17 protein-coding genes are annotated in these 19,433 nt (G+C 71.4%); 6 read left to right on the plus strand and 11 right to left on the minus strand.

The features are described 5' to 3' along the window. Positions 1 to 13: 13 nt before the first annotated feature. The 6 genes from I6J71_RS38515 to I6J71_RS38540 all read right to left on the minus strand — a co-directional run bounded on the left by I6J71_RS38515 (position 14) and on the right by I6J71_RS38540 (position 8,151). The gene (locus I6J71_RS38515; protein WP_204091355.1) at positions 14 to 1,435 is read right to left on the minus strand and encodes an FAD-dependent oxidoreductase; all 1,422 of its coding nucleotides are present in this window, start codon (positions 1,433 to 1,435) and stop codon (positions 14 to 16) included. Beyond that, positions 1,432 to 3,486, minus strand: coding sequence for a molybdopterin oxidoreductase family protein (locus I6J71_RS38520; RefSeq protein WP_239154155.1), 2,055 nt, complete (start codon positions 3,484 to 3,486; stop codon positions 1,432 to 1,434). The genes I6J71_RS38515 and I6J71_RS38520 overlap by 4 nt, the downstream gene beginning before the upstream one ends. A gap of 118 nt (positions 3,487 to 3,604) precedes the next feature. Then, positions 3,605 to 4,402: a TIGR02569 family protein gene (locus I6J71_RS38525; RefSeq protein WP_204091356.1), complete on the minus strand. Its 798-nt coding sequence runs from the start codon at positions 4,400 to 4,402 to the stop codon at positions 3,605 to 3,607. A gap of 142 nt (positions 4,403 to 4,544) precedes the next feature. Beyond that, positions 4,545 to 5,726 (minus strand): adenylyltransferase/sulfurtransferase MoeZ, encoded by a 1,182-nt coding sequence (moeZ, locus tag I6J71_RS38530; RefSeq protein WP_204091357.1) that lies wholly within the window; start codon positions 5,724 to 5,726, stop codon positions 4,545 to 4,547. A 119-nt stretch (positions 5,727 to 5,845) separates the two neighbouring features. Further along, positions 5,846 to 7,069 (minus strand): DUF3152 domain-containing protein, encoded by a 1,224-nt coding sequence (locus tag I6J71_RS38535; protein ID WP_204091358.1) that lies wholly within the window; start codon positions 7,067 to 7,069, stop codon positions 5,846 to 5,848. Positions 7,070 to 7,149: 80 nt separating this feature from the next. Continuing rightward, positions 7,150 to 8,151, minus strand: a complete 1,002-nt coding sequence (locus tag I6J71_RS38540) for an alpha/beta fold hydrolase (protein WP_204091359.1) — start codon at positions 8,149 to 8,151, stop codon at positions 7,150 to 7,152. Positions 8,152 to 8,259: 108 nt separating this feature from the next. Here I6J71_RS38540 and I6J71_RS38545 point away from each other — a divergent pair, with 108 nt between their 5' ends. Next, positions 8,260 to 8,886: a TetR/AcrR family transcriptional regulator gene (locus tag I6J71_RS38545; RefSeq protein WP_204091360.1), complete on the plus strand. Its 627-nt coding sequence runs from the start codon at positions 8,260 to 8,262 to the stop codon at positions 8,884 to 8,886. A 1-nt stretch (position 8,887) separates the two neighbouring features. Next, complete coding sequence (locus I6J71_RS38550; protein ID WP_204091361.1) at positions 8,888 to 9,574, plus strand: alpha/beta fold hydrolase; 687 nt, start codon at positions 8,888 to 8,890, stop codon at positions 9,572 to 9,574. Here I6J71_RS38550 and I6J71_RS38555 read toward each other — a convergent pair. Continuing rightward, the gene (locus I6J71_RS38555) at positions 9,571 to 10,479 is read right to left on the minus strand and encodes an alpha/beta fold hydrolase (RefSeq protein ID WP_204091362.1); all 909 of its coding nucleotides are present in this window, start codon (positions 10,477 to 10,479) and stop codon (positions 9,571 to 9,573) included. The two genes, I6J71_RS38550 and I6J71_RS38555, sit on opposite strands and share 4 nt — an antisense overlap. Further along, positions 10,476 to 11,384, minus strand: coding sequence for a diiron oxygenase (locus I6J71_RS38560; RefSeq protein ID WP_204091363.1), 909 nt, complete (start codon positions 11,382 to 11,384; stop codon positions 10,476 to 10,478). Before I6J71_RS38560 ends, I6J71_RS38555 begins: the two co-directional genes overlap by 4 nt. Positions 11,385 to 11,460: 76 nt before the next feature. On the opposite strand from I6J71_RS38560, the gene I6J71_RS38565 reads away from it, so the two are divergent. Both I6J71_RS38565 and I6J71_RS38570 read left to right on the plus strand, forming a co-directional pair. After that, a complete protein-coding gene (locus I6J71_RS38565; RefSeq protein ID WP_204091364.1) occupies positions 11,461 to 12,222 on the plus strand; it encodes a TetR/AcrR family transcriptional regulator in 762 nt (253 codons plus the stop codon). 41 nt (positions 12,223 to 12,263) lie between these two features. Further along, positions 12,264 to 12,590, plus strand: coding sequence for a DUF4873 domain-containing protein (locus I6J71_RS38570; RefSeq protein WP_204091365.1), 327 nt, complete (start codon positions 12,264 to 12,266; stop codon positions 12,588 to 12,590). A gap of 86 nt (positions 12,591 to 12,676) precedes the next feature. Here I6J71_RS38570 and I6J71_RS38575 read toward each other — a convergent pair whose 3' ends face one another. Both I6J71_RS38575 and I6J71_RS38580 read right to left on the minus strand, forming a co-directional pair. Further along, positions 12,677 to 12,907, minus strand: a complete 231-nt coding sequence (locus I6J71_RS38575) for a DUF3107 domain-containing protein (RefSeq protein ID WP_204091366.1) — start codon at positions 12,905 to 12,907, stop codon at positions 12,677 to 12,679. 97 nt (positions 12,908 to 13,004) lie between these two features. Further along, a complete protein-coding gene (locus tag I6J71_RS38580; protein WP_204091367.1) occupies positions 13,005 to 13,658 on the minus strand; it encodes a ferritin-like fold-containing protein in 654 nt (217 codons plus the stop codon). A 452-nt stretch (positions 13,659 to 14,110) separates the two neighbouring features. On the opposite strand from I6J71_RS38580, the gene I6J71_RS38585 reads away from it, so the two are divergent. Both I6J71_RS38585 and I6J71_RS38590 read left to right on the plus strand, forming a co-directional pair. Then, positions 14,111 to 15,739: a DEAD/DEAH box helicase gene (locus I6J71_RS38585; RefSeq protein WP_239155546.1), complete on the plus strand. Its 1,629-nt coding sequence runs from the start codon at positions 14,111 to 14,113 to the stop codon at positions 15,737 to 15,739. A gap of 900 nt (positions 15,740 to 16,639) precedes the next feature. Further along, a complete protein-coding gene (locus tag I6J71_RS38590) occupies positions 16,640 to 17,911 on the plus strand; it encodes a hypothetical protein (protein WP_204091369.1) in 1,272 nt (423 codons plus the stop codon). 1,024 nt (positions 17,912 to 18,935) lie between these two features. Here I6J71_RS38590 and I6J71_RS38595 read toward each other — a convergent pair. Beyond that, positions 18,936 to 19,172: a hypothetical protein gene (locus I6J71_RS38595; protein WP_370542031.1), complete on the minus strand. Its 237-nt coding sequence runs from the start codon at positions 19,170 to 19,172 to the stop codon at positions 18,936 to 18,938. Positions 19,173 to 19,433: the final 261 nt, after the last annotated feature.

The raw sequence follows: 19,433 nt of genomic DNA on the forward strand, positions 1-19,433 counted from the left end.
TCCTCGATCGGGGTCATTGAGCCGCCAGCCAGCCGGCGACGGCGGAGACGGTGTCGTGGCAGCCGCCGCAGCCCGTGGTGGCGCGGGTGGCGCGGGCCAGCGCGGCGACGTCCGTGGCGCCGCCGCGCCACGCCTCGACGAGCCGGCCCTTGGTCACGGCGTTGCAGCGGCAGATCAGGGCCGAGGCCGGCAGGTCGACGGGGCTCGCGGCGGCCGGCGCGCCCGCGGGCAGCGCGCGGCCGAGCAGCACGGCGAGCCGGTCTTCCGGCAGCGGGATCCCGCGGTCATGCAACTGCGTGACGGTCGCGGCGGCGTCGGGCAGGCCGAGCAGGATCGCGCCCGTCACACGGTTGTCGCGGACCACGAGCTTGCCGTAGCGGCCCCCCGACGGGTCGTCGATGGTGAGCACGTCGGCGTCGGTGTGGTCGCCGGCGTGGGTTTCCCCAAGAGCCGTGAGGTCGACGCCCCGCGCCTTGAGCCGCGTGACGACCCGCGTGCCGCGGTAGCGCGCGGCCGTGTCGGCGCCGGTGAGCAGGTCGGCGAGTACCGCGGCCTGTTCCCACGCGGGCTGCACCAGCCCCGCCGGTGCGTGGTCGTGCCGGGCGCAGTCACCGAGGGCGTGGATGCGGCCGTCGCTGGTGCGCAACAGGTCGTCGACGAGCACGCCGCGGTCCACGGCCAGGCCCGCCGCCTCGGCGAGTGTTGTCTCCGGGCGGACTCCCGCGGCCACCACGACGAGATCGGCGGGCACGAAGCTGCCGTCGTCGAGTTTCAGGCCGTCGCCGGGCAGGTGGCGCGCGGCCGTCGCGTCGAAGCGGAAGCTCACGCCCAGCTCGGCGAGCCGCCGCGCGAGCACCCGGCCGGCGCCGGCGTCGAGCTGACGTTCCATCACGTGCCCGTGGGGGTGGACGACGGTGACGTTCGCGCCGCGCCCGGCGAGCCCGCGGGCGGCTTCGAGGCCGAGCAGCCCGCCGCCGAGCACCGCGAGGGGAGCGCCCGGTTGCGCCGCGTCGAGGATGCGGGCGCAGTCGTCGAGGGTGCGGAAGGTCAGCACGCCGGGGCCGGGTTCGAGCCCGTCGACCGGCGGCAGCCACGGTTCGGCACCGGTGGCGAGCACCAGCGCGTCGTAGCCGAGGACGCCGCCGGTGGTCTCGACCACTCGGTTCTCGCGGTCGATAGCGACCACGGATTCCCCCACGCGCAGGTCGACGTTCGCGCGGGCGGCCCATTCCTCGTCGTGCAGCCGCACGGTGGCCGCGGTCATCCCTCCTGCGAGCACCGACGACAGCAGCACCCGGTTGTACGCGGGGTGCGGCTCGGCGCCGACGATCGTGAGCCGCACCCGTTCGGCGTCCGGGTCCCGGCGGCGGATCTCGTCGGCCAGCCGCGCGCCCGCCATGCCGTACCCGGCGACGACCACGTGCCGGGCGCTCATGCGTCCACTTCTTCGTCCACCTTGGACAGCGCGACCGCGCACACCTTGAACTCGGGCATGCGGCTGACCGGGTCGAGCGCGGGGTTCGTCAGCAGGTTCGCGCGGCCTTCGCCGGGGAAGTGGAACGGCAGGAACACCAGGTCGGGCTTGAGCGAACCGACACAGCGGACGCGGGCGACCGTCTCGCCGCGGCGCGACCGCACGCAGGCGCGTCCACCGTCTTCGAGACCGGCGCGCGCGGCCGTCTCGGGGTGGACCTCCACGAACACCTCTCCGACGACGTCGACGAGCTCCGCGATCCGGCGGGTCTGGGCGCCGGACTGGTAGTGCTGCAGCACGCGGCCGGTGGTGGCCTGCAACGGGAATTCGGCGTCGGGCAGTTCGGCGGGTCCCGTGTGGTCGACCGCGGCGAAGCGGGCGCGGCCGTCGGGGTGGGCGAAGCGGTCGAGGAACAGCCGCGGGGTGCCGGGGTGGTCCTCGGCGGGGACGGGCCAGTGCAGCTCTTCGCCCGAGCGGAGCCGGTCGTAGGTGATGCCGGAGTAGTCGGCGGCGCCGCCCTTCGAAGCTTTCCGCAGTTCTTCGAAGACTTCGCGCGCGTGCGTCGGGAACCGGTCGGCGGGTTGGCCGAGGCGAGTGGCGAGGTCGTGGAGCACGTCGAGGTCGGACCGGACGCCGGCCGGCGCGTCGACGGCCTTGCGGCGCAGGAGGATCCGGCCTTCGAGGTTGGTTAGCGTCCCGTCCTCCTCCGCCCACTGCATGACCGGGAGGACGACGTCGGCGCGCTCGGCGGTCTCGGACAGCACGAAGTCGGCGACGACGAGGAAATCCAAGGCGGACAGCCGGTCTTGAACCGCGCTCGAGCGCGGAGCAGACACCACGACGTTGCTGCCGAAGACGAGCAGCGCCTTCGGCCCGTCGTCACGGCCCAGGGCGTCGAGCAGTTCGGTGGCCGACCGGCCCGGCCCCGGCAGGGTTTCCGGGGCCACGCCCCAGACTCCGGCCACGTGCGCGCGGGCGGCGGGGTCGTCGATCTTCCGGTAGCCGGGGAGCTGGTCGGCCTTCTGGCCGTGCTCTCGCCCGCCCTGGCCGTTGCCCTGGCCGGTGAGGCAGCCGAACCCCGAGCCGGACCTGCCGGGTAAACCGAGCGCGAGCGCCAGGTTGATCCACCCGCCGACGGTCGCGGTGCCCGTCGCGTGCTGCTCGGTACCGCGAGCGGTGAGGACGTAGGCGTTGCGCGCATTGCCGAGCAGTTCGGCAGCGCGACGCTGGTCGGCGGCCGAGACGCCGGTCACGCGCTCGGCCCGCTCCGGCCACCACGAGGCGGCGATGCGCCACGCCTCGTCGAAGCCGGCCGTCCGAAGGTCCACATAGGACTTGTCGAGGTGGCCCTCGGCGACCACGGCGTGCAGGATCCCCAGCGCCAGTGCCAGATCCGTGCCCGGCGCGGGTGCGAGGTGCAAGCCGGCGAGCTCGGCCGTCGGCGTCCGGCGCGGGTCGACGACGATCAGCTCGGCGCCGCGCACGTGCTGCACGAACGGCGGCATCGTCTCCGCCGGGTTCGCCCCCGCGAGCAGCACGACGTCGGCGCCGGCGAGGTCCGTCACGAGGAACGGCAACCCGCGGTCCGCGCCGAACGCCTTCAGCCCCGCCGCGGCGGCCGACGACATGCAGAAGCGGCCGTTGTAGTCGATCTGCGAAGTGCCCAGCGCGACACGGGCGAACTTTCCGAGCAGGTAAGCCTTTTCGTTGGTGAGCCCGCCGCCGCCGAACACCGCGACGGAGTCGGCGCCGTGCCGGCTGCGGAGGTCACGCAACCTCGCCGCCACGACGTCCAGCGCCTCGGCCCAGCTCGCGGGGGCGAGGTCACCGCCGCGCCGCACGAGCGGCGTCGTCAGGCGGTCGCCACCGCGCAGGAGGTCACCGGACGTCCAGCCCTTCTGGCACAGGCCCCCGGCGTTGACCGGGAAGTCGCGCGGGGCGACGCGCGTGCCCTCCAGGCGCATCCCGCACTGCAGCGCGCAGTAGGGGCAATGCGTGTCGACGTGCGGCACGGGCGCTCCTCGGGGTCGGCGATGGCCCCGACGCTAAGCACGCCGTGTTACCTGGAAACGCTGGAATGTTTCAGGCAGTTGACATCACTCGCCGCTTCACCCCACCGAGCGGTGAGGTCTAGAGGGTCGCGCTCACCTCGCGCGCCGCCACGCGCAGCCCGTCCAGGGCCGCGCCGGTCGAGCGCGGGTTCAACGCGTTGCCGGCCAAGCGGAACAGCACCGCGCGCAGCAGCAGCTGAGGCCACTCCGGCAGGTGCGCCCACCGGTCGAGCAGGGCACCCGTCGCGCCGCCCCACGCAAGGGCGTCGACGGCGGCCACGGCGGCGCCGTATTCCCCCGGGCGGTAGTACGGCACGAAGTCGACGATCCCGGGAGCCGCGTCGCCATCGAAGAGCACGCCCGCGAGGAGTTCGCCGTGGGCGACCTGCAGCGGCAGCTTGATCGGCCGGCGCGCCGGAGCCAGCACCTCGAACCAGCGGCCGCCCTTGGCTTCGTCGAGTGGGAGCTCGAGCTCCTCCCACGCGATGCGGTCGGCGATCGCGTCGAGGTCGTCGCGGGCGGACAGGAAATCCGGGCGCGGCAGATCGGCGGTGGCGCGGTGGAGCTTCACGGCGGCGAGCAGCGCACCGTCGGCGCGGTGCTCGGGGGTGCCCGCGACGTACCGCCACGCCGACCAGTCACCGACGATCCAGCGGCCGTCGCTCGCGCGCACCGGCTTGGCGACGCGCAGGCCCGGCTCGTCGACGTGGTCGAGCGCGCGGGCGGTCCACAGCGTGCGGGAGCGGTCCTTCACCGGCTTCAGGACCAGGTCGCCGCAGAGCCACGCCGACGAATCCGGCAACGGCGAAACCGCGCCGCTGTCGCCGCCGAACGCCGCGCACACCCGTCCCGGGGGCCGTTCGAGAGTGGACCGCACAAGGTGCCAAGGTACTCGCCCCGGCGCGCCACGATCGTGAAGACGCGCTGGTCACGGACCGTTTTCTCATTCCGGACACGACCGGCCGAAACGCCGTGAGGGCCCCCTCGGAAACCGAGGAGACCCTCACGCGCGGGAACTGTCAGTACGTCGGCAGGCTCGGGTCGATCTGCCTGGCCCAGGCCAGGACGCCGCCGCCGAGGTGCGTCGCGTCCTTGAACCCGGCCGCGTGCAGCGCGGCCAGCGCCTCCGCCGAACGCGCACCCGACTTGCAGTGCAGCACGATCGGCTTGTCCTGCGGCAGCTCGGCGAGCGCCTCGCCCGAGAGGATCCGGTCCTTCGGGATCAGCGTCGCGCCCTTGATGTTCACGATCTCGTACTCGTGCGTCTCGCGGACGTCGATCAGGGCGAAGTTGTCGCCGTTGTCGAACTTGGCCTTGAGCTCCGCCGGCGTGATCGTGCTGCCCGACGCGGCCTCCTGGGCCTCGTCCGACACGACACCGCAGAATGCGTCGTAGTCGATCAGCTCGGTGATCTTCGGGGTCTCCGGGTCCTTGCGGATCTTGACCTCGCGGTACTTCATCTCCAGCGCGTCGTAGCTGATGAGCCGGCCGAGCAGCGGCTCACCGATGCCGGTGATGAGCTTGATCGCCTCGGTCACCATGATCGAGCCGATGGACGCGCACAGCACGCCCAGCACGCCACCCTCGGCGCAGGAGGGCACCATGCCGGGAGGCGGCGGCTCGGGGTAGAGGTCGCGGTAGTTCAGGCCCTTGCCGTTGGGCGCGTCCTCCCAGAAGACGCTGACCTGGCCTTCGAACCGGAAGATCGAGCCCCACACGTACGGCTTGCCCAGCAGCACGGCGGCGTCGTTCACCAGGTAGCGCGTGGCGAAGTTGTCGGTGCCGTCGAGGATCAGGTCGTACTGGCGGAAGATCTCCAGCGCGTTCGACGATTCGAGCCGCTCGACGTGCAGGTGCACCTTGACGAACGGGTTGATTTCGGCGATCGACTCCTGCGCCGACGCGGCCTTGAGCTTCCCGACGTCCGAGACGCCGTGGATGACCTGGCGCTGCAGGTTCGACTCGTCGACCACGTCGAAATCGATGATCCCGAGCGTGCCCACCCCCGCCGCGGCGAGGTAGAGCAGCGCGGGGCTGCCGAGGCCGCCGGCACCGATCACCAGTACCTTCGCGTTCTTCAGCCGCTTCTGCCCGATCACCCCGACGTCCGGGATGATGAGGTGCCGGCTGTAGCGCGCCACCTCTTCCTTCGTGAGCTCGGCAGCCGGCTCCACGAGCGGCGGCAGTGCCGTGTCTGACATCGGGTCCTCCATACTCGCGCGGATCGCGTAGTCAATCCCAGTATCCACAACGCGCGCTGGCAAGGTGGGCTTCCCGGTGTCCGGATCGTGGGACGGGGCTTGCTTTGTGCCGCCCGGTGCTACTGAGCGCGCGGCGTCGGGTTCGGCCAGGCGTTGGGCACGCACGTGTGGTGGTCCGAGGCGACCTTGCCCTTGTCGCCGCCGGGGATGTTGTTGAGCATCGCCACGTAGTCGTCGGCGACGCCGAAGGACTGCTGCATCATCACGGGCGCCGGCTGGCTGTTGCCGGGGCAGCCGACGTGGATATTGCCCAGCGCGTGGCCCACCTCGTGGTTGATCGCGTACTGACGGTAACCTGTCATGTCCGCGCCGTAGACCATCGCGCCCCGCACCCAGCGCGCGAGGTTGATGAGCACCCGGCCCATGCTGCGGCGGTAGCAGGACGCCTCGAACTTGATCTGAAAACCGCACGCGTCGGCGCGGTGCGTGGTGTTCGGCGAGGTCAGGCTCACGCGGAAGCTCGGGTCCGGGTAGCTCGCGTCGACGCGCTGCAGCCGGATCTCGCCGTTCCACGTCCAGCTGCGCGGGTCGGACAGGATCCCCTGCACGGCCGTCGCGAAGCTGTCGTCGCCGGCGTAGCTCGCCGGGTCGATGCCGTCCTCGACCTCGACGGTGTAGGTGTAGAGCTTGCCGCTCTTGCCGACGACCGGGCCCGAGCCGGGCACCACGTGCCACGTGCCCTTGCCGGCCTCGGTGAAGTTTCCGCCCGCCGGCAGTTCGGCCGTCGGCACGTTCACGTCCACCGGCTTGGCCGGGTTCTCCGGGATGGCCTGGCCGCCGTCGATCGCGCCCGCCGCCGCGTCACCCACCGCCGATTCACTACTGCCCGTGCCGGCCGACGAACCGGGCTCGGCGGGGCTGGTCGCGGTGTTCACCACGACCAGCACGGTGATGACAACGAGGATCGGCAGCGCGTACACGCGCCAGCCGTACGTCTTCACGAACCGGCCGACACCGGGCTTCTTCTTGGCCGCCGGCCGGCGCGGCGCCTCGCCGGAGTCGTCCTCCCCCTTCGGCTGCCACGACGCCTTCAGCGGCTCGGCACTCGTGCGGCGCGAGCCGGGGCGGTAGCGGTCGTCGCCCAGGCGCTGCGCGGGCGGCTTCGACGGCCGGAACTGGCCGACGCGCGGCGAGCCCGTGTCCGTGAGGGAGGAGTTCTGCGAGCTCGGTGAGCTCTGTGCTGCTGTCCTGGTACTGCGCGATGAGCTCGACGTCGTACGCCTCGCGGATCCGGCGTACGAGGCCCGCCGGTTCTCTCCTCGTGCGTCCTTCGGCCGGTCCACCGCCACAGGGTGCCACATCCGGACCGTGCTGCTCTCGGCGACTGGCTGATGACCGAAAGCTGATCACTCACTCGTTCGGACTACCAGACGCCCTTCTCCGCAGACTCCCACAACCCGAGAACCGCCCGCGCTACGACGTTCGGGCGTTCCATCTGGGCCACGTGCCCGGTTCGGGGAAGGACGAGCAGCCGGGCGTGTCGGAGCAGCCGGGCGGTGCGCGGCGCGCGCCGTACGGAGATCACCCGGTCGTGCAGGCCCCAGATGACGAGTGTGGGGATGCTCACCTGCGCTGCGACGGCCCACAGCGACGCCTCACCGACCGCCGACCACCGCCGGAAGATGCCGAACGTGCTGCGTGCCATCGCCGGCGCCGCCCAGGCCAGCGCGGCGCGGGCGCCGTGCTCCTGCTCCAGCTCGTCGAGCCGCTGCTCCGGGAACCGCCGCGGGTCGTGGAAGCACAGCTTGATGACCTGCGCCGCGCGTTCCCGGGCCGTCATCGCCGCCAGCCGGCGCCGCACGCGCGAGCCGACCACCGGCAGGTACGCGAACGCCATCATCGGGTCCGACAGCCGCCGCGGGTCCGGGCGGCGGTCGGGCATCGCCGGCGAGATGAGGGTGAGCGTGCGCACCAGTTCGGGCCGCGTGTGGGCCACGAGCAGCGCGATCGCGCCGCCCATCGAGTTGCCGAGCAGGTGCACCGGGCCCGCGTCGAGGCCCTCGAGGTACTTCGCCACGACCTGCGCGTGGGCGTCCAGGCTGAAGTCGAACCCAGCGCCGGGCTCGGAGAACCCGAAGCCGGGCAGGTCGATCGACCGCCCGCTCGCCGTCGGCGACAGCAGGGCCGCGAGATCCGTCCAATTGCTGGACGACCCGCCGAGCCCGTGGACGTAGACGGCGACGTTACCGTCGGGGCCAGGGGTGCGGCGGACGTTCAGCGCAACACCGCCGACTTCCTCGACCGCGCCGGGCCAGGGCGGCAGCACCGGCTCGAGCACCGGCAACGGCCGCGTGGACAGCGGCACGTGGGTCACCGCCGGGCGCACCGCCGTCGCGGCGGCCGGGCGGGTCGTGGATGTGGTCACCACCTCAGGATGCCCGACACTTGGCGGTTCGGGCGTACCGGCGAGTAATCTCAAACCCGCTTCACGCGGTGGTGCGACCGCCCGGCGAAGCCGTGGACGGGAGGAAGAATGACGGAAATGGCGCGACTGCAGCAACGAGGCGTCCGGTTGCCCCGGACTGAACGACGCGCTCAGCTGCTTGCCGCCGCGCAACGCGTCTTCGCCGAAAACGGCTACCACGCCGCGGCCATGGACGAGATCGCCGAAGAGGCGGGCGTCAGCAAGCCCGTGCTGTACCAGCACTTCCCCGGCAAGCTCGACCTGTACATCGCGTTGCTGGAGAGCCACGTCGACGATCTGGTCGGCCGCGTCAAGGGCGCGCTCGACTCGACGACGGACAACCGCCAGCGCGTGCCGGCGACCGTCGGTGCCTTCTTCGACTTCGTGAACAACGACGCCGGCGCGTTCCGCATGGTCTTCGAGAGCGACCTGCGCGGCGAGCCGGCCGTGCAGGAAGCCGTGGACCGCGCGACTTCGGCGAGTGTCGAGGCCATCACGGAAACCATCACTTCGGACGCGGGCCTCGACGAGGACAAGGCGCGCCTGCTGGCCGTCGGTCTGGTCGGCATGTCGCAGGTCTCCGCGCGGTACTGGCTCCAGCACAGCCAGTCGATCAGCCGCGACGAAGCCGTTGCGCTCACGGCCAACCTGGCCTGGCGCGGCATCGGTGGCGGCTTCCCGCTCAAAGAGGGCTGAGTTGTCCCCGGTCGTCGTGGCCGTCCCCGGCACGCTCTGCAGTCCGGCGGTCTTCGGCCCGCTCGCACACGCGTGGCCTGGCGTGGTGCACGCGGTCGACTGGATGACCGCGCCCGGGCCGTGGCGCATCGAGGACGTGGCCGCGCGGATCGCTTCCCGCATCGACCGGCCGGCGCTGCTGGCCGGGCACTCGACGGGTGGCTGCATCGCGGCGCACCTCGCGGCCACGCGGCCAGAGCTGGTGGCCGGGCTGCTGCTGGTGAACACCGGCGCCCACATGCGCGGGCACGGCGACGTCGACCGGATCCTCACGACCATCGAGACGGCGTGGGGTCCCCAGCTGCACGCGGCGGTGCTGGACCGCTCGTTCGCTTCGCCGGTGCCGGACTCGTTCCGCGCCGAACTCCTCGCCTACGCCGCGCGCGTGCCGCGGGCTGCCGCGCTGGAGGTGCTGACGAGCCAGCGCGACCTCGACCTCACGCCGGCGCTCGCGTCGATCCGCTGCCCGGTGCGGGTGCTGCACGGTGTCCACGACCGCGCGCGCTCACTGGCGGACGCGCAGTACCTCGCCCGCCACCTGCCGACGGCGGAACTGACCACAGTGGACACCGGGCACACGCCCGTGTGGGAGGACGTGCCGTCGACCGTCGAGGCACTGGAATCCCTTGTCCCGCAACGGCTTTCCTAACGTACGGCCACCCGCAGCAGCGCGCCGATCCGCGCGGCCACCTCACCCGCGCGTTCCTGCGGCAGCATGTGGCCGGCGCCGGGGTAGCGGACGAACTCGGCGTCGGGCAGCTCTTCGGCGATGACCTTCGCGTGCGGGAGCGGGCACAGCCGGTCCTTCTCCCCCACCAGCACCACACCCGGCACGGTGCGCAAGGCCCGCAACGCCAAGCGGCAGTCGTGCACGGAGATCGCGTCCTGGAACTCGCCGACCGAAGCCGGGTGCGCGCACAGCAACTGGTCGGCGACGCTCCGGACGTCGGCCCGCCGCGGTTTGTCCCCGAACACCAGGAACCGCGCACCGCAGCGCACCATCGCCGGGTTCAGCGGCAGCCGCTCGCCCCCGCGGTGGGCCAGCGCTTTCGCCAGCTTCCGCTCGAACCGCGCGCACATCGAGCCGGCGAGCCCCGGCAGGCCCAGCGTGATCCGGTCCATCCGGCCCGACGACGTGGCCACGAACGCAACGCCACGCACACGCTCTTCCACCAGTCGCGGATGCCGTTCGGCGAGCGCCATGATCGTCATCCCGCCCATCGAATGCCCCGCCAGGACAACGGGTCCGGTGGGTACCCGGTCTGCGATGAGCTCCGCGAGGTCGTCCGCGAGGCGCGGGATCGTCGCCGTCCCGCGTCGAGCCGGCGACGATCCCCCGTGGCCGCGCAGGTCGTAGCGCACGACGCGCGGGCCGGGTCCCAGGTGCTCCAGCACGCCGTCCCACGTGCGGTGGTCCTGCGTCCAGCCGTGCACCAGCACGAGCGTCACCGGCGCGTCGGCAGGACCTTGTGATTCCACGTGCAGCGCGGCACCGTCGCCGGCGACGAACCGGTGCTCCCGCGAGGGGTGCCGGCGCCGTTCGAGCGTGGTCACTTGCCCTCCGGCATGAGGAACGACTTCTTCCAGAAATACCGTCCCGGCAGCCCGACCAGACCGGACTCGCGCAGGAACGGCATGATCTTCTCCCCGGCCCACGCGATCGTGGCGCGCCAGTGCGGATTGTTCAGCGCCGCTTCGACACCCTCGCGCGGGCGGATGCCGACGGCCTTGTACACGTTGGGGTTGATGAACGCGCGCGTCACGAAGTACGAGATCAGCGCGAGGATGAACTGCTGGTAGGCGATCTCGTGCTTGCCCAGCTCGGCCATCCCGCGCGTAACCTCTTCGCGGGCGAAGGTCACGTGCCGCGCTTCTTCGAGCACGTGGATGCGGTTGACCATGCGCACCAGCGGCTGCACGTTCTCGTCCACCATCTGCTCGCGCTGCAAGCGGTCCAGCACCTCCTCAGCCACCAGGATCGCGCCGTAACGCGCCGGGCCGTAGGAGATGGTGGGCATGAGCTTCGCGAACTTGCGCAGCGCCGGCACCGGGCCGTAGGCGGGGCAGCCGATGCGCGCGGCCATGCGCGCGAACATCGTGGAGTGGCGGCACTCGTCGGCGATCTCGGTGAGCGCGAACTGCGCGTGCGAGCTCGTCGGGTCCTCGTCGTAGACCTCCTTGAGCAGCATCTGCATCAGGAGGATCTCGAACCACAGGCCGGTCGTGGCGACGCTCGCGACCTCGTGCTTGCCGAGCTCGATGCGCTGCTCGGGCGTGAGCTCGTCCCACAGCTTCGTGCCGTAGAGCGACGAGCGCTCCGGGAGGATGTAGGTCTTGCCTTCGACGAGCGGCGCGTCCCAGTCGATGTCGACGTCGGGGTCGTAGAACTTGTTCGCCGAGGACTTGAGCAGCCGGTCGGCGGTCTTCTCCCGGTCGGTCTCCTTGAGCGTCCGCGTCATCGCTCGCCCCTTCCTGCACTTCGTCTTGAGCTGAAACCCATAACTGTTACCACAGGTAACAGTTACCTCTGGTAGCATGACCGCCGTGATCGAACGTGTCAAGCGCTCCGGCAAGCAGGCCGTGACGGAGGCCGCGACGGGTGATGCCCGGCGGGACCGGTGGCGCAAGCACCGCATCGCGCGGCGCGCGGAGTTCGTGGAGGCCGCGCTGCGGGCGCTCGACACACACGGGCCGGACCTGGGCATGGAGGACGTCGCGGCGGAGGCCGGCGTCACGAAACCCGTGCTGTACCGGCACTTCGAGGACAAGGCCGACCTGTACGTGGCGCTCGGCCGGCGCGGCACGGAGATCCTCTTCGAGCGGCTGATCCCGGCGATCAACGCGGAGCTCGCGCCCGTGCCGCGGATCCGGATGGCGCTCGATGCGTTCTTCACCGTGATCGAGGAGCACCCGAACCTGTACCGCCTGCTCGCGCACGGGGGCCTGCAGGAGAAGGTGGTGGACTCCGACGTCGTCGCGGAGGACAAGGAGGTCATCGCGACCGCGCTGACCGCGCTGCTCGGCGACTACATGCGGATGTTCACCATGGATTCGGGTGCCGCGGAACCGTGGGCACACGGGATCGTCGGCATGGTCCAGAGCACCGGCGAGTGGTGGCTCGACCGCCGGTCCATGAGCCGCGACTCCGTGGTCGAGTACCTCACACAGATCATCTGGGCGGCGATCGACGGGCTGACGCGCCAGCACGGCGTGGTCATCGACCCGAACCTGCCGCTGGAGGAGAACAAGGTCGTGAAGCTCGGCCGCAGCAAAGCGGCCGAGTCCGGCGCGGGTTGAGTTTCGACGTTTCCGACCGTTGCGACCAGGGAGGACCTCTGATGAGCGAGCACGACGAAGACGGCTACGCGGGCCCCGCGACGCTCGTCGTCGACGACGCGGAGCTGGCGGTCGAAGTCGACCTGCGCGGCTACTTCCAGCCCATCGACGGCTACTACCACTGGTACGGGCGCGTCGCGGTGTCCCCGGAGCTGGCTTCGGCGGTCGGCGGGCGCAAGAAGCCCTGCACGATCCGGGTGGGCGCTCTCACGGCCTCCGGTCAACTGTCCGATCCGGACCCGTGGGGCCGCTACCGGATCACGGGCACGTCGACCCCGCCGTTCTCCGTGCCCAAGACCCTGGCCGAGGTCGAAGCGGCGACTGCCTGAGTTCTTCGGGGCGCTGACCTGACGGTGTGGAACGCGAACGGGCCGCTCCGGGGGATCCCCGGGGCGGCCCGTTCGGCGAGCGAGCGTCAGGCGCCGACGCCGAAGCCGACCTTGCGCACGTCCGACGGCGCGATCTCGACGTACGCGATCCGGTCGGCCGGGACGATGTACTTGCGGCCCTTGTCGTCGTTGAGGCGGAAGAGCCCGTCACCGGCGTTGAGGGCCTCGCTGACCAGTTTCTCCACCTCGTCGGCGGTCTGGCCGCTGGACACCACCAGCTCGCGCGGCGTGTCCTTGATGCCGATCTTGACCTCCACGTGGGACCTCCGCTGGAAATTCGTTGTGACTACGCCCGGCAAGGCTAGCCGAAGCTCCGCGCTGCGGTGTCGCGCCACCGCGTGGTGAACGCGCACCTCAGCCCAGCCCGAGCGCCTGCATGCGCTTTGTGTGCCCCTGCTGCAACCGCCGGAACAAGGCACCGATTCCCGACAGGTCGCCCGACCCCGCGACGATGAGTTCGGCCAGGCCATCGCGTTCCGCGACCACGTACTGGGCCTGCGTCAGGGCCTCGCCGAGCAGCCGGCGGCCCCACAGGGCGAGCTTGTCGCGCGTCTTCGGGTCGGCCTTGATGCCCGCGGCGACTTCGCGCTCGGCGAACGCGGAATGACCCGTGTCGGCGAGGACGGTGAGCACCAGGTCCTTGGTCTCGGAGTCGAGCCAGCTCGCGATCTCGCGGTACAGGTCCGCCGCCAGCCCGTCGCCGACATACGCCTTGACCAGGGATTCCAGCCACGACTTGGGCCGCGTGGAGGCGTGCCAGGCGTCGACTTGGGCGACGAAGGGACGCATCGCGTCGTCGACCGACACGCCGTGGGCGGCCAGGTGGGCCGACAGCAGGTCGAAGTGACCGATCTCCGCCGCGGCCATCGAGGCGAGCGCGGCGCGCCCGGCGAGCGTCGGCGCGCTGCGGGCGTCCTCGGCCATCCGGTCGAAGGCCGAGAGCTCGAGGTAGGCGATCACGCCGAGCAGGTCGACGACGCCTTCGGTGATCTCTTTCGGGTCGGTCACGGCGACGAGGGTATCGCCGAACCCGTGGTCGACGTCGTGAAGAGACCGATCCCACGCCGCACCGTCGCGCCCGGTAGTGTTGAAAAACTCCTGACCAGGTACACTGCGGGAGAGATCGATAAAGCTTCCGCACGCCGTCTGGCTGCGGGAACACAGGCGGGCGACCGGTGCCACCAGGGCGGCCGGGGTTCGCCGAAATTGTGCGTGCACGCCTCCAGCGGCATTCCCGGGAGGGCGGCTGCGGCGCCGAGTGGAACCCACGGTGCCCGCCAGATCCCCCGGTCGAGTGTCGAGTGACAACCGGCCTGTGCGCGCTGGTCACGAGAGAGGCGATCACCCTGACCGCAGAACAGTCCACAACCGAAGAGACCACCGCCGCAGTCGCGCTGGAGCACAGCGAAACCGGCCCGGCTGCGCTCGACACCTCGCACCCGCTCCAGGCGGGCGCACCGGTGACGGAGGAGTCGCCGACCTTCGAGTCGTTCGGCGTCAAGCCGGAGATCGTGAAGGCGCTGGCCGAGGCCGGCATCGAGCGGACGTTCGCCATCCAGGCGCTCACATTGCCCCTGGCCATGGCGGGCGACGACCTGATCGGCCAGGCCCGCACCGGCATGGGCAAGACGCTGGGCTTCGGCGTCCCGCTCCTGCACCGGCTGCAGGTCCCCGGCGACGGCACCCCGCAGGTGCTGGTCGTCGTGCCGACGCGCGAGCTGTGCATCCAGGTCGCGAACGACCTGAAGGGTGCCGGCAAGCACCTCGGCATCCGCACGCTCGCCATCTACGGTGGGCGCCCGTACGAGCCGCAGATCGAGGCGCTGCGCAAGGGCGTCGACGTCGTCATCGGCACGCCGGGCCGCCTGCTCGACCTGGCCGAGCAGCAGCACCTCGTGCTGGGCAAGGTCCGCGGGCTCGTGCTCGACGAGGCCGACGAGATGCTCGACCTGGGCTTCCTGCCCGACATCGAGCGCATCCTGCGGATGGTGCCCGACGAGCGCCAGACCATGCTGTTCTCCGCGACGATGCCGGGCCCGATCATCACGCTGGCCCGCACGTTCCTGCGCCGGCCCACGCACATCCGCGCCGAGGAGAACGACGCCGGCGCCGTCCACGAGCGCACCACGCAGTTCGTCTACCGCGCGCACTCGATGGACAAGCCCGAGGTCATCGCCCGGATCCTGCAGGCCGAGGGCCGTGGGCTCACGATGATCTTCAGCCGCACCAAGCGCACCGCGCAGAAGGTGGCCGACGACCTGGTGGAGCGCGGGTTCGCGGCCGCCGCCGTCCACGGTGACCTGGGTCAGGGCGCCCGCGAGCAGGCGCTGCGCGCGTTCCGCTCGGGCAAGGTCGACGTGCTGGTGGCCACCGACGTCGCGGCCCGTGGCATCGACATCGACGATGTCACGCACGTCATCAACTACCAGTGCCCCGAGGACGAGAAGACCTACGTCCACCGCATCGGCCGCACCGGGCGGGCGGGTCGGACCGGGGTCGCGGTCACGCTCGTCGACTGGGACGAGGAACCGCGCTGGAAGCTGATCTCCGACACGCTGGGGCTGGACAAGCCGGAGCCGGTGGAGACGTACTCGTCATCGCCGCACCTGTTCAGCGACCTCGGCATCGCGGAGGGCACCACCGGCCGGCTGCCGCTCGCGAAGCGCACGCGCGCCGGGCTGGCCGCCGAGGAGGAAGAGGACCTGGGCGGCAAGCGCCGCGGCCGTCGTGGCTCCGGCTCCGGCTCCGGTTCGGGCTCCGGTCAGGACGACGCGCCGCGCAAGCGTTCGCGGACCCCGCGCAAGCGCACCCGCGGTGGTGCGCGCTCGGCCGCCGCGATCGAGGCGGCGGATGCCGCTGCCGCCGCGTCGTCCCCGTCCGAGTCCGCACCGGCCGGCGAGGAGCAGCCGCGGTCGCGGTCGCGCCGCCGCACCCGTGGCGGCGGTGGCGAGTCGACCGGTCCCGCCGGCGCAGCGTCCGCGACCGCGTCCGCACCGGGCGAATCCGGTGAAACGGGCGAGCGTCCGGCGCGTCGGCGCCGTCGTCGCCGCCCCTCCGCGACGTCTGATACACCTGCGTCGGCAGACTGAGCGGACCAGCGGAGCCGACGGGCGGGAGTCAGGTACGTGAGCGACCACGAGGACAGCGCACGGCGTGACACACCGTCCGAATCGGACAACCGGGCCGAGGAGCACGGAGTCACGTCGCAGCCGCCCGGCGCCGAGGAACCCGACGAGGTCCCCGCCGGTGCCGGCGGCTCGCGCGCGGCCTCGACCGGTGCCGAAAGTCCGGCCGGCGGCGAGGGCCCGCGTGGGACGGAGACCTCCCGCTCGGCTGAACGCTCGACCGGCACCGAGGCTGCGTCCGCCACCGAAGGTTCAGCGGCCGGTCCTGCCTGGGCCGAGGCTGATCACACGACCGGCGGCACCCCCGACCCTGAGCACTCGACGCACGCTGAAAGTTCGGCTCGCGATGACGTACCGCAGTGGGCGCAGACCCCGGACGCTGGGCGCACGACCGACAGCGGAGCCGCGTCCGGCGGCGAAGGTCCAGCCGACGGTCCTGCGTGGTCCGAGACTGATCACACGACCGGCGGCGCCTCCAGCGCTGAGCACGCGACTGACGCCGAAAATCCGGCTCGCGATGACGTCGAGCAGTGGGCGCCGACCTCGCGCTCGGCTGAACGCACGACCGGTACCGAGGCTGCGTCCGCCACCGAAGGTCCAGCCGACGGTCCTGCGTGGTCCGAGACTGATCACACGACCGGCGCCTCCAGCACTGAGCACGCGACTCACGCCGAAAATCCGGCTCGCGATGATGTCCCGCTTTGGGCGCAGACCGGCACCGCGGCCTCGCACGAGACCGGAATCTCGAGTGGCGCCGGGGAATGGCCCGGGGCTGCGTCGTCGCAGGGAACTGGGCTCTCGCGTGAGGCCGCAGCCGGCGGTGAAGTCTCGCGTGCCGGTGAAGATTCGTACGGTGCCGAAGACGTGCTGGCCTCACCGGGGCCCGTGGCCGCAGCGGGGCATCGCGCTCCGCCTGCGCGGGTGCGGCGGTCGCCGTGGAACCGGGGGCGCGATCGGGTGATCGCCGCGGTGATCGCGGTGGTGGTCGTGGCCGTGGGCCTGGTCATCGCGTTGACCAGCGACAACCTGCACACGAGCCGTGCGCTCGCCGACCCCCCGCCGGCCTTGCCGGCGGCCCCGGCGGCCGTGCCGGGGTCGATGTCGCAGCTGTGGCAGGCACCCAGCTCCGCGACGCCGGTACCGATCGGCGAGGACGACACCGTGACCACGGCCGACGGCGGTGAGGTCGCGGGCCGCGATCCGCTCACCGGCAAAATCCGCTGGCACTACACGCGCGAGAACCTGCAACTGTGCACTGTGGACACCGCGTGGGGACGCGTGAACGCCGTGTACCACAAGTCGATGGGTTGCAGCGAGGTCACGCAGCTCGACCCGTCGACGGGCCACATCACGGCGCAGCGCAACGGCGACGCGGAGCTCGGCACTCAGCTCGTCAGCGACGGCGCGCACGTGACCACCACGGGCAAGCACCTGCTCGACACCTGGCGCGATGACCTGGTGAAGAGCATGGAGTACGGCAAGGTGCCGTTCATCGTCAACCCGAACAAGCAGCCGCGCACCGGCTGCACCTACGGCACGGTCGCCGCGGCCGCCGAGAAGGTCGGCGTCATCGAACGCTGCCCCGGCGACCCCCACGACCGCTTGACCGTGTACCGCGCCACGGCCGAGCACGAGGACCAGCCGGTGGTCGTCTTCAGCACCGTCCTGGCCGGTTCGCGCGCCCGCGTCGTCGCCATGTCGGGGGATTTCACGGCCGTCCTGCTGCCCGACCGGAAACTCCTGGTCATCTACGGCCCGGACGGCTCGGAGAAGTCGGCCTACCCCATGGACCTCCCCGCGTCCGACCTCGCCGCCGACCCCGCGGGCGGCGTGGAGCAGACCAGCCGCACCGACAGCGCCGTCTATTGGTTCACAGGCACCAAGACGATCGCCCTCTCCCGCGACGACCTCACCCCTCGCTGGACCCTGTCCGGCACCCTGGGCCCGGGAATCACGTTCGCGCACCAGCTCGTGGTGCCCATCAAAGGCGGCCTGGCGGTCCTCAACGAATCGGACGGCTCGACGATCCGCACGGTTGGCGTCGACCGGGGCGCGTACGAGGGGGTGGTCCGCCTGACCGCACTGGGCCCCGTACTGCTCGAACAACGCGGTCCGGTTGTCGCCGCACTGCGCTGACGCACGCGGACGCGGGTGACACGCCCGCTGCTCCGGACCAGCCAACCTCGACGAACCGCACGGCAACCGTCACGTCAACGATCGCGTGGCCGGCGTTCAAGCCACTGGTCGGACCATGCCCCGGCGGCTACCTCCGTCAGGGGATCCGCCTGCCCGCGCCTGATTCGAACCGCGAAAGCGCCGCCCACCCGGGACAGTCGACCGCAACCGCCCCAGTCCGCCCCGGCGTCCTTTGCGCATGGGCCCACTCGCGCAGCCCCCACTCTCTCGAGGCAGGGGACCGGCAAAGTTGTTGTGGTGTTTAGGGCCAGAAAGCCGAGCGGGGTGAGTGGGCGGCTGGTGTGTCTAGTCACGTGGCGTATTCCGGCGGCGATGTTGGTCCAGCCGGTGTGGCGGGGTGCGCTGGTGGCGATGTGCCAGGCTGGCCATGACGCGGGGGCGGTGCCGGCGCGGACGGGAGTGGTTTCGGGCAGGTGCCGTCGCGGGTCCAGTGGAGGGTGTTTTCCATGTGCCAGTGGTTGCGGATGTAGCCGCTGATGTGGCGGTGGTGGCGTGCAGGGCGTCGGCGGTGACCACTTACCTGGTCAGATCGAGGGGCCAGGCTCGGGCCACTGAATGGGGTGTGCCGCGCAGGTCTCGCGGATCTCGTACTTGACGAAGGAGTTCACGCGGTCCGTAGCCCATTCCGGATCGGTGTGGGGGTCAGCCGGGGATCACGCACGATTGCGCAGCGGCCACGGCTCTCTCAGACGATCATGGGACTTGGACACTCGCATGATCAATCGCGGCCGTGCCCGCCCAGCAACCAGGCGATAAGACTTGGCCGGAACCCTGCCCTCCTTGGGGGGCGTCTCCGCTCCCATTCTACCGGCCACCACCCACAAAATTCGCACAAGCCGTTGGTTGCCCACAGGCCGGGCCAGTTGTGGACAAGGCGTGTTTCCCTTGGGGGAGAACAACTTCTCAGCGCAAGGAGTTCAGGACCTCGCGCAGTTCGGCGACTTCGGCGTCCGACCACGGCACGTCAGGCGAGCCAGAAGACGGCCAGCACGACGATCGCCACCACCAGCACCGCGGCGCCGGCCAAGCCAGCCGCGCGGCCGTAGCGCCGGTCGGCGAAGCGCTGCAGCAGGAGCGCGACGACGGCCGCCACGGGGTGGCCGATCAGCATCGGCAGGCCGGGACCAGGGGCGTCCGTGACGAGGCAGACGACCTCGACCCCCAAGACGCCGACAGCCAGCACGGCCAAGCTCGCGGCCACCGACCCCGTGAACCCGCGCCACCACCGGCCCCGCGGCTTCTCCGGCGCGACCGTCTCTGCCCGCTCCGGTGTGGCGACCGGGACCGGCTCAGTGGTTGCGTCATCGGCAGCAACCCCGGTCGACAGCGCCGAATTGCCAGCTTCGAACGGCTCGACGGCTGCCGCGCCGCTGGTTGAGGCCGAGTCACGAGCCGGAGGGGCCGGCGAAACGGCTGGGGCGAGTCCGGGTGCGTCGGAAGTCGGCCCGGCCTGCAGCGATGC

The sequence above is a fragment of the Amycolatopsis sp. FDAARGOS 1241 genome, assembly GCF_016889705.1.
GTDB lineage: Bacteria > Actinomycetota > Actinomycetes > Mycobacteriales > Pseudonocardiaceae > Amycolatopsis.

Bases quoted from the DNA above. Each gene is read 5' to 3' on its own strand.
- I6J71_RS38515 (WP_204091355.1), bottom strand. From the start codon at position 1,435: ATGAGCGCCCGGCACGTGGTCGTCGCCGGGTACGGCATGGCGGGCGCG.
- moeZ (WP_204091357.1), bottom strand. From the start codon at position 5,726: ATGTCAGACACGGCACTGCCGCCGCTCGTGGAGCCGGCTGCCGAGCTC.
- I6J71_RS38545 (WP_204091360.1), top strand. From the start codon at position 8,260: ATGACGGAAATGGCGCGACTGCAGCAACGAGGCGTCCGGTTGCCCCGG.
- I6J71_RS38560 (WP_204091363.1), bottom strand. From the start codon at position 11,384: ATGACGCGGACGCTCAAGGAGACCGACCGGGAGAAGACCGCCGACCGG.
- I6J71_RS38565 (WP_204091364.1), top strand. From the start codon at position 11,461: ATGACCGCCGTGATCGAACGTGTCAAGCGCTCCGGCAAGCAGGCCGTG.
- I6J71_RS38570 (WP_204091365.1), top strand. From the start codon at position 12,264: ATGAGCGAGCACGACGAAGACGGCTACGCGGGCCCCGCGACGCTCGTC.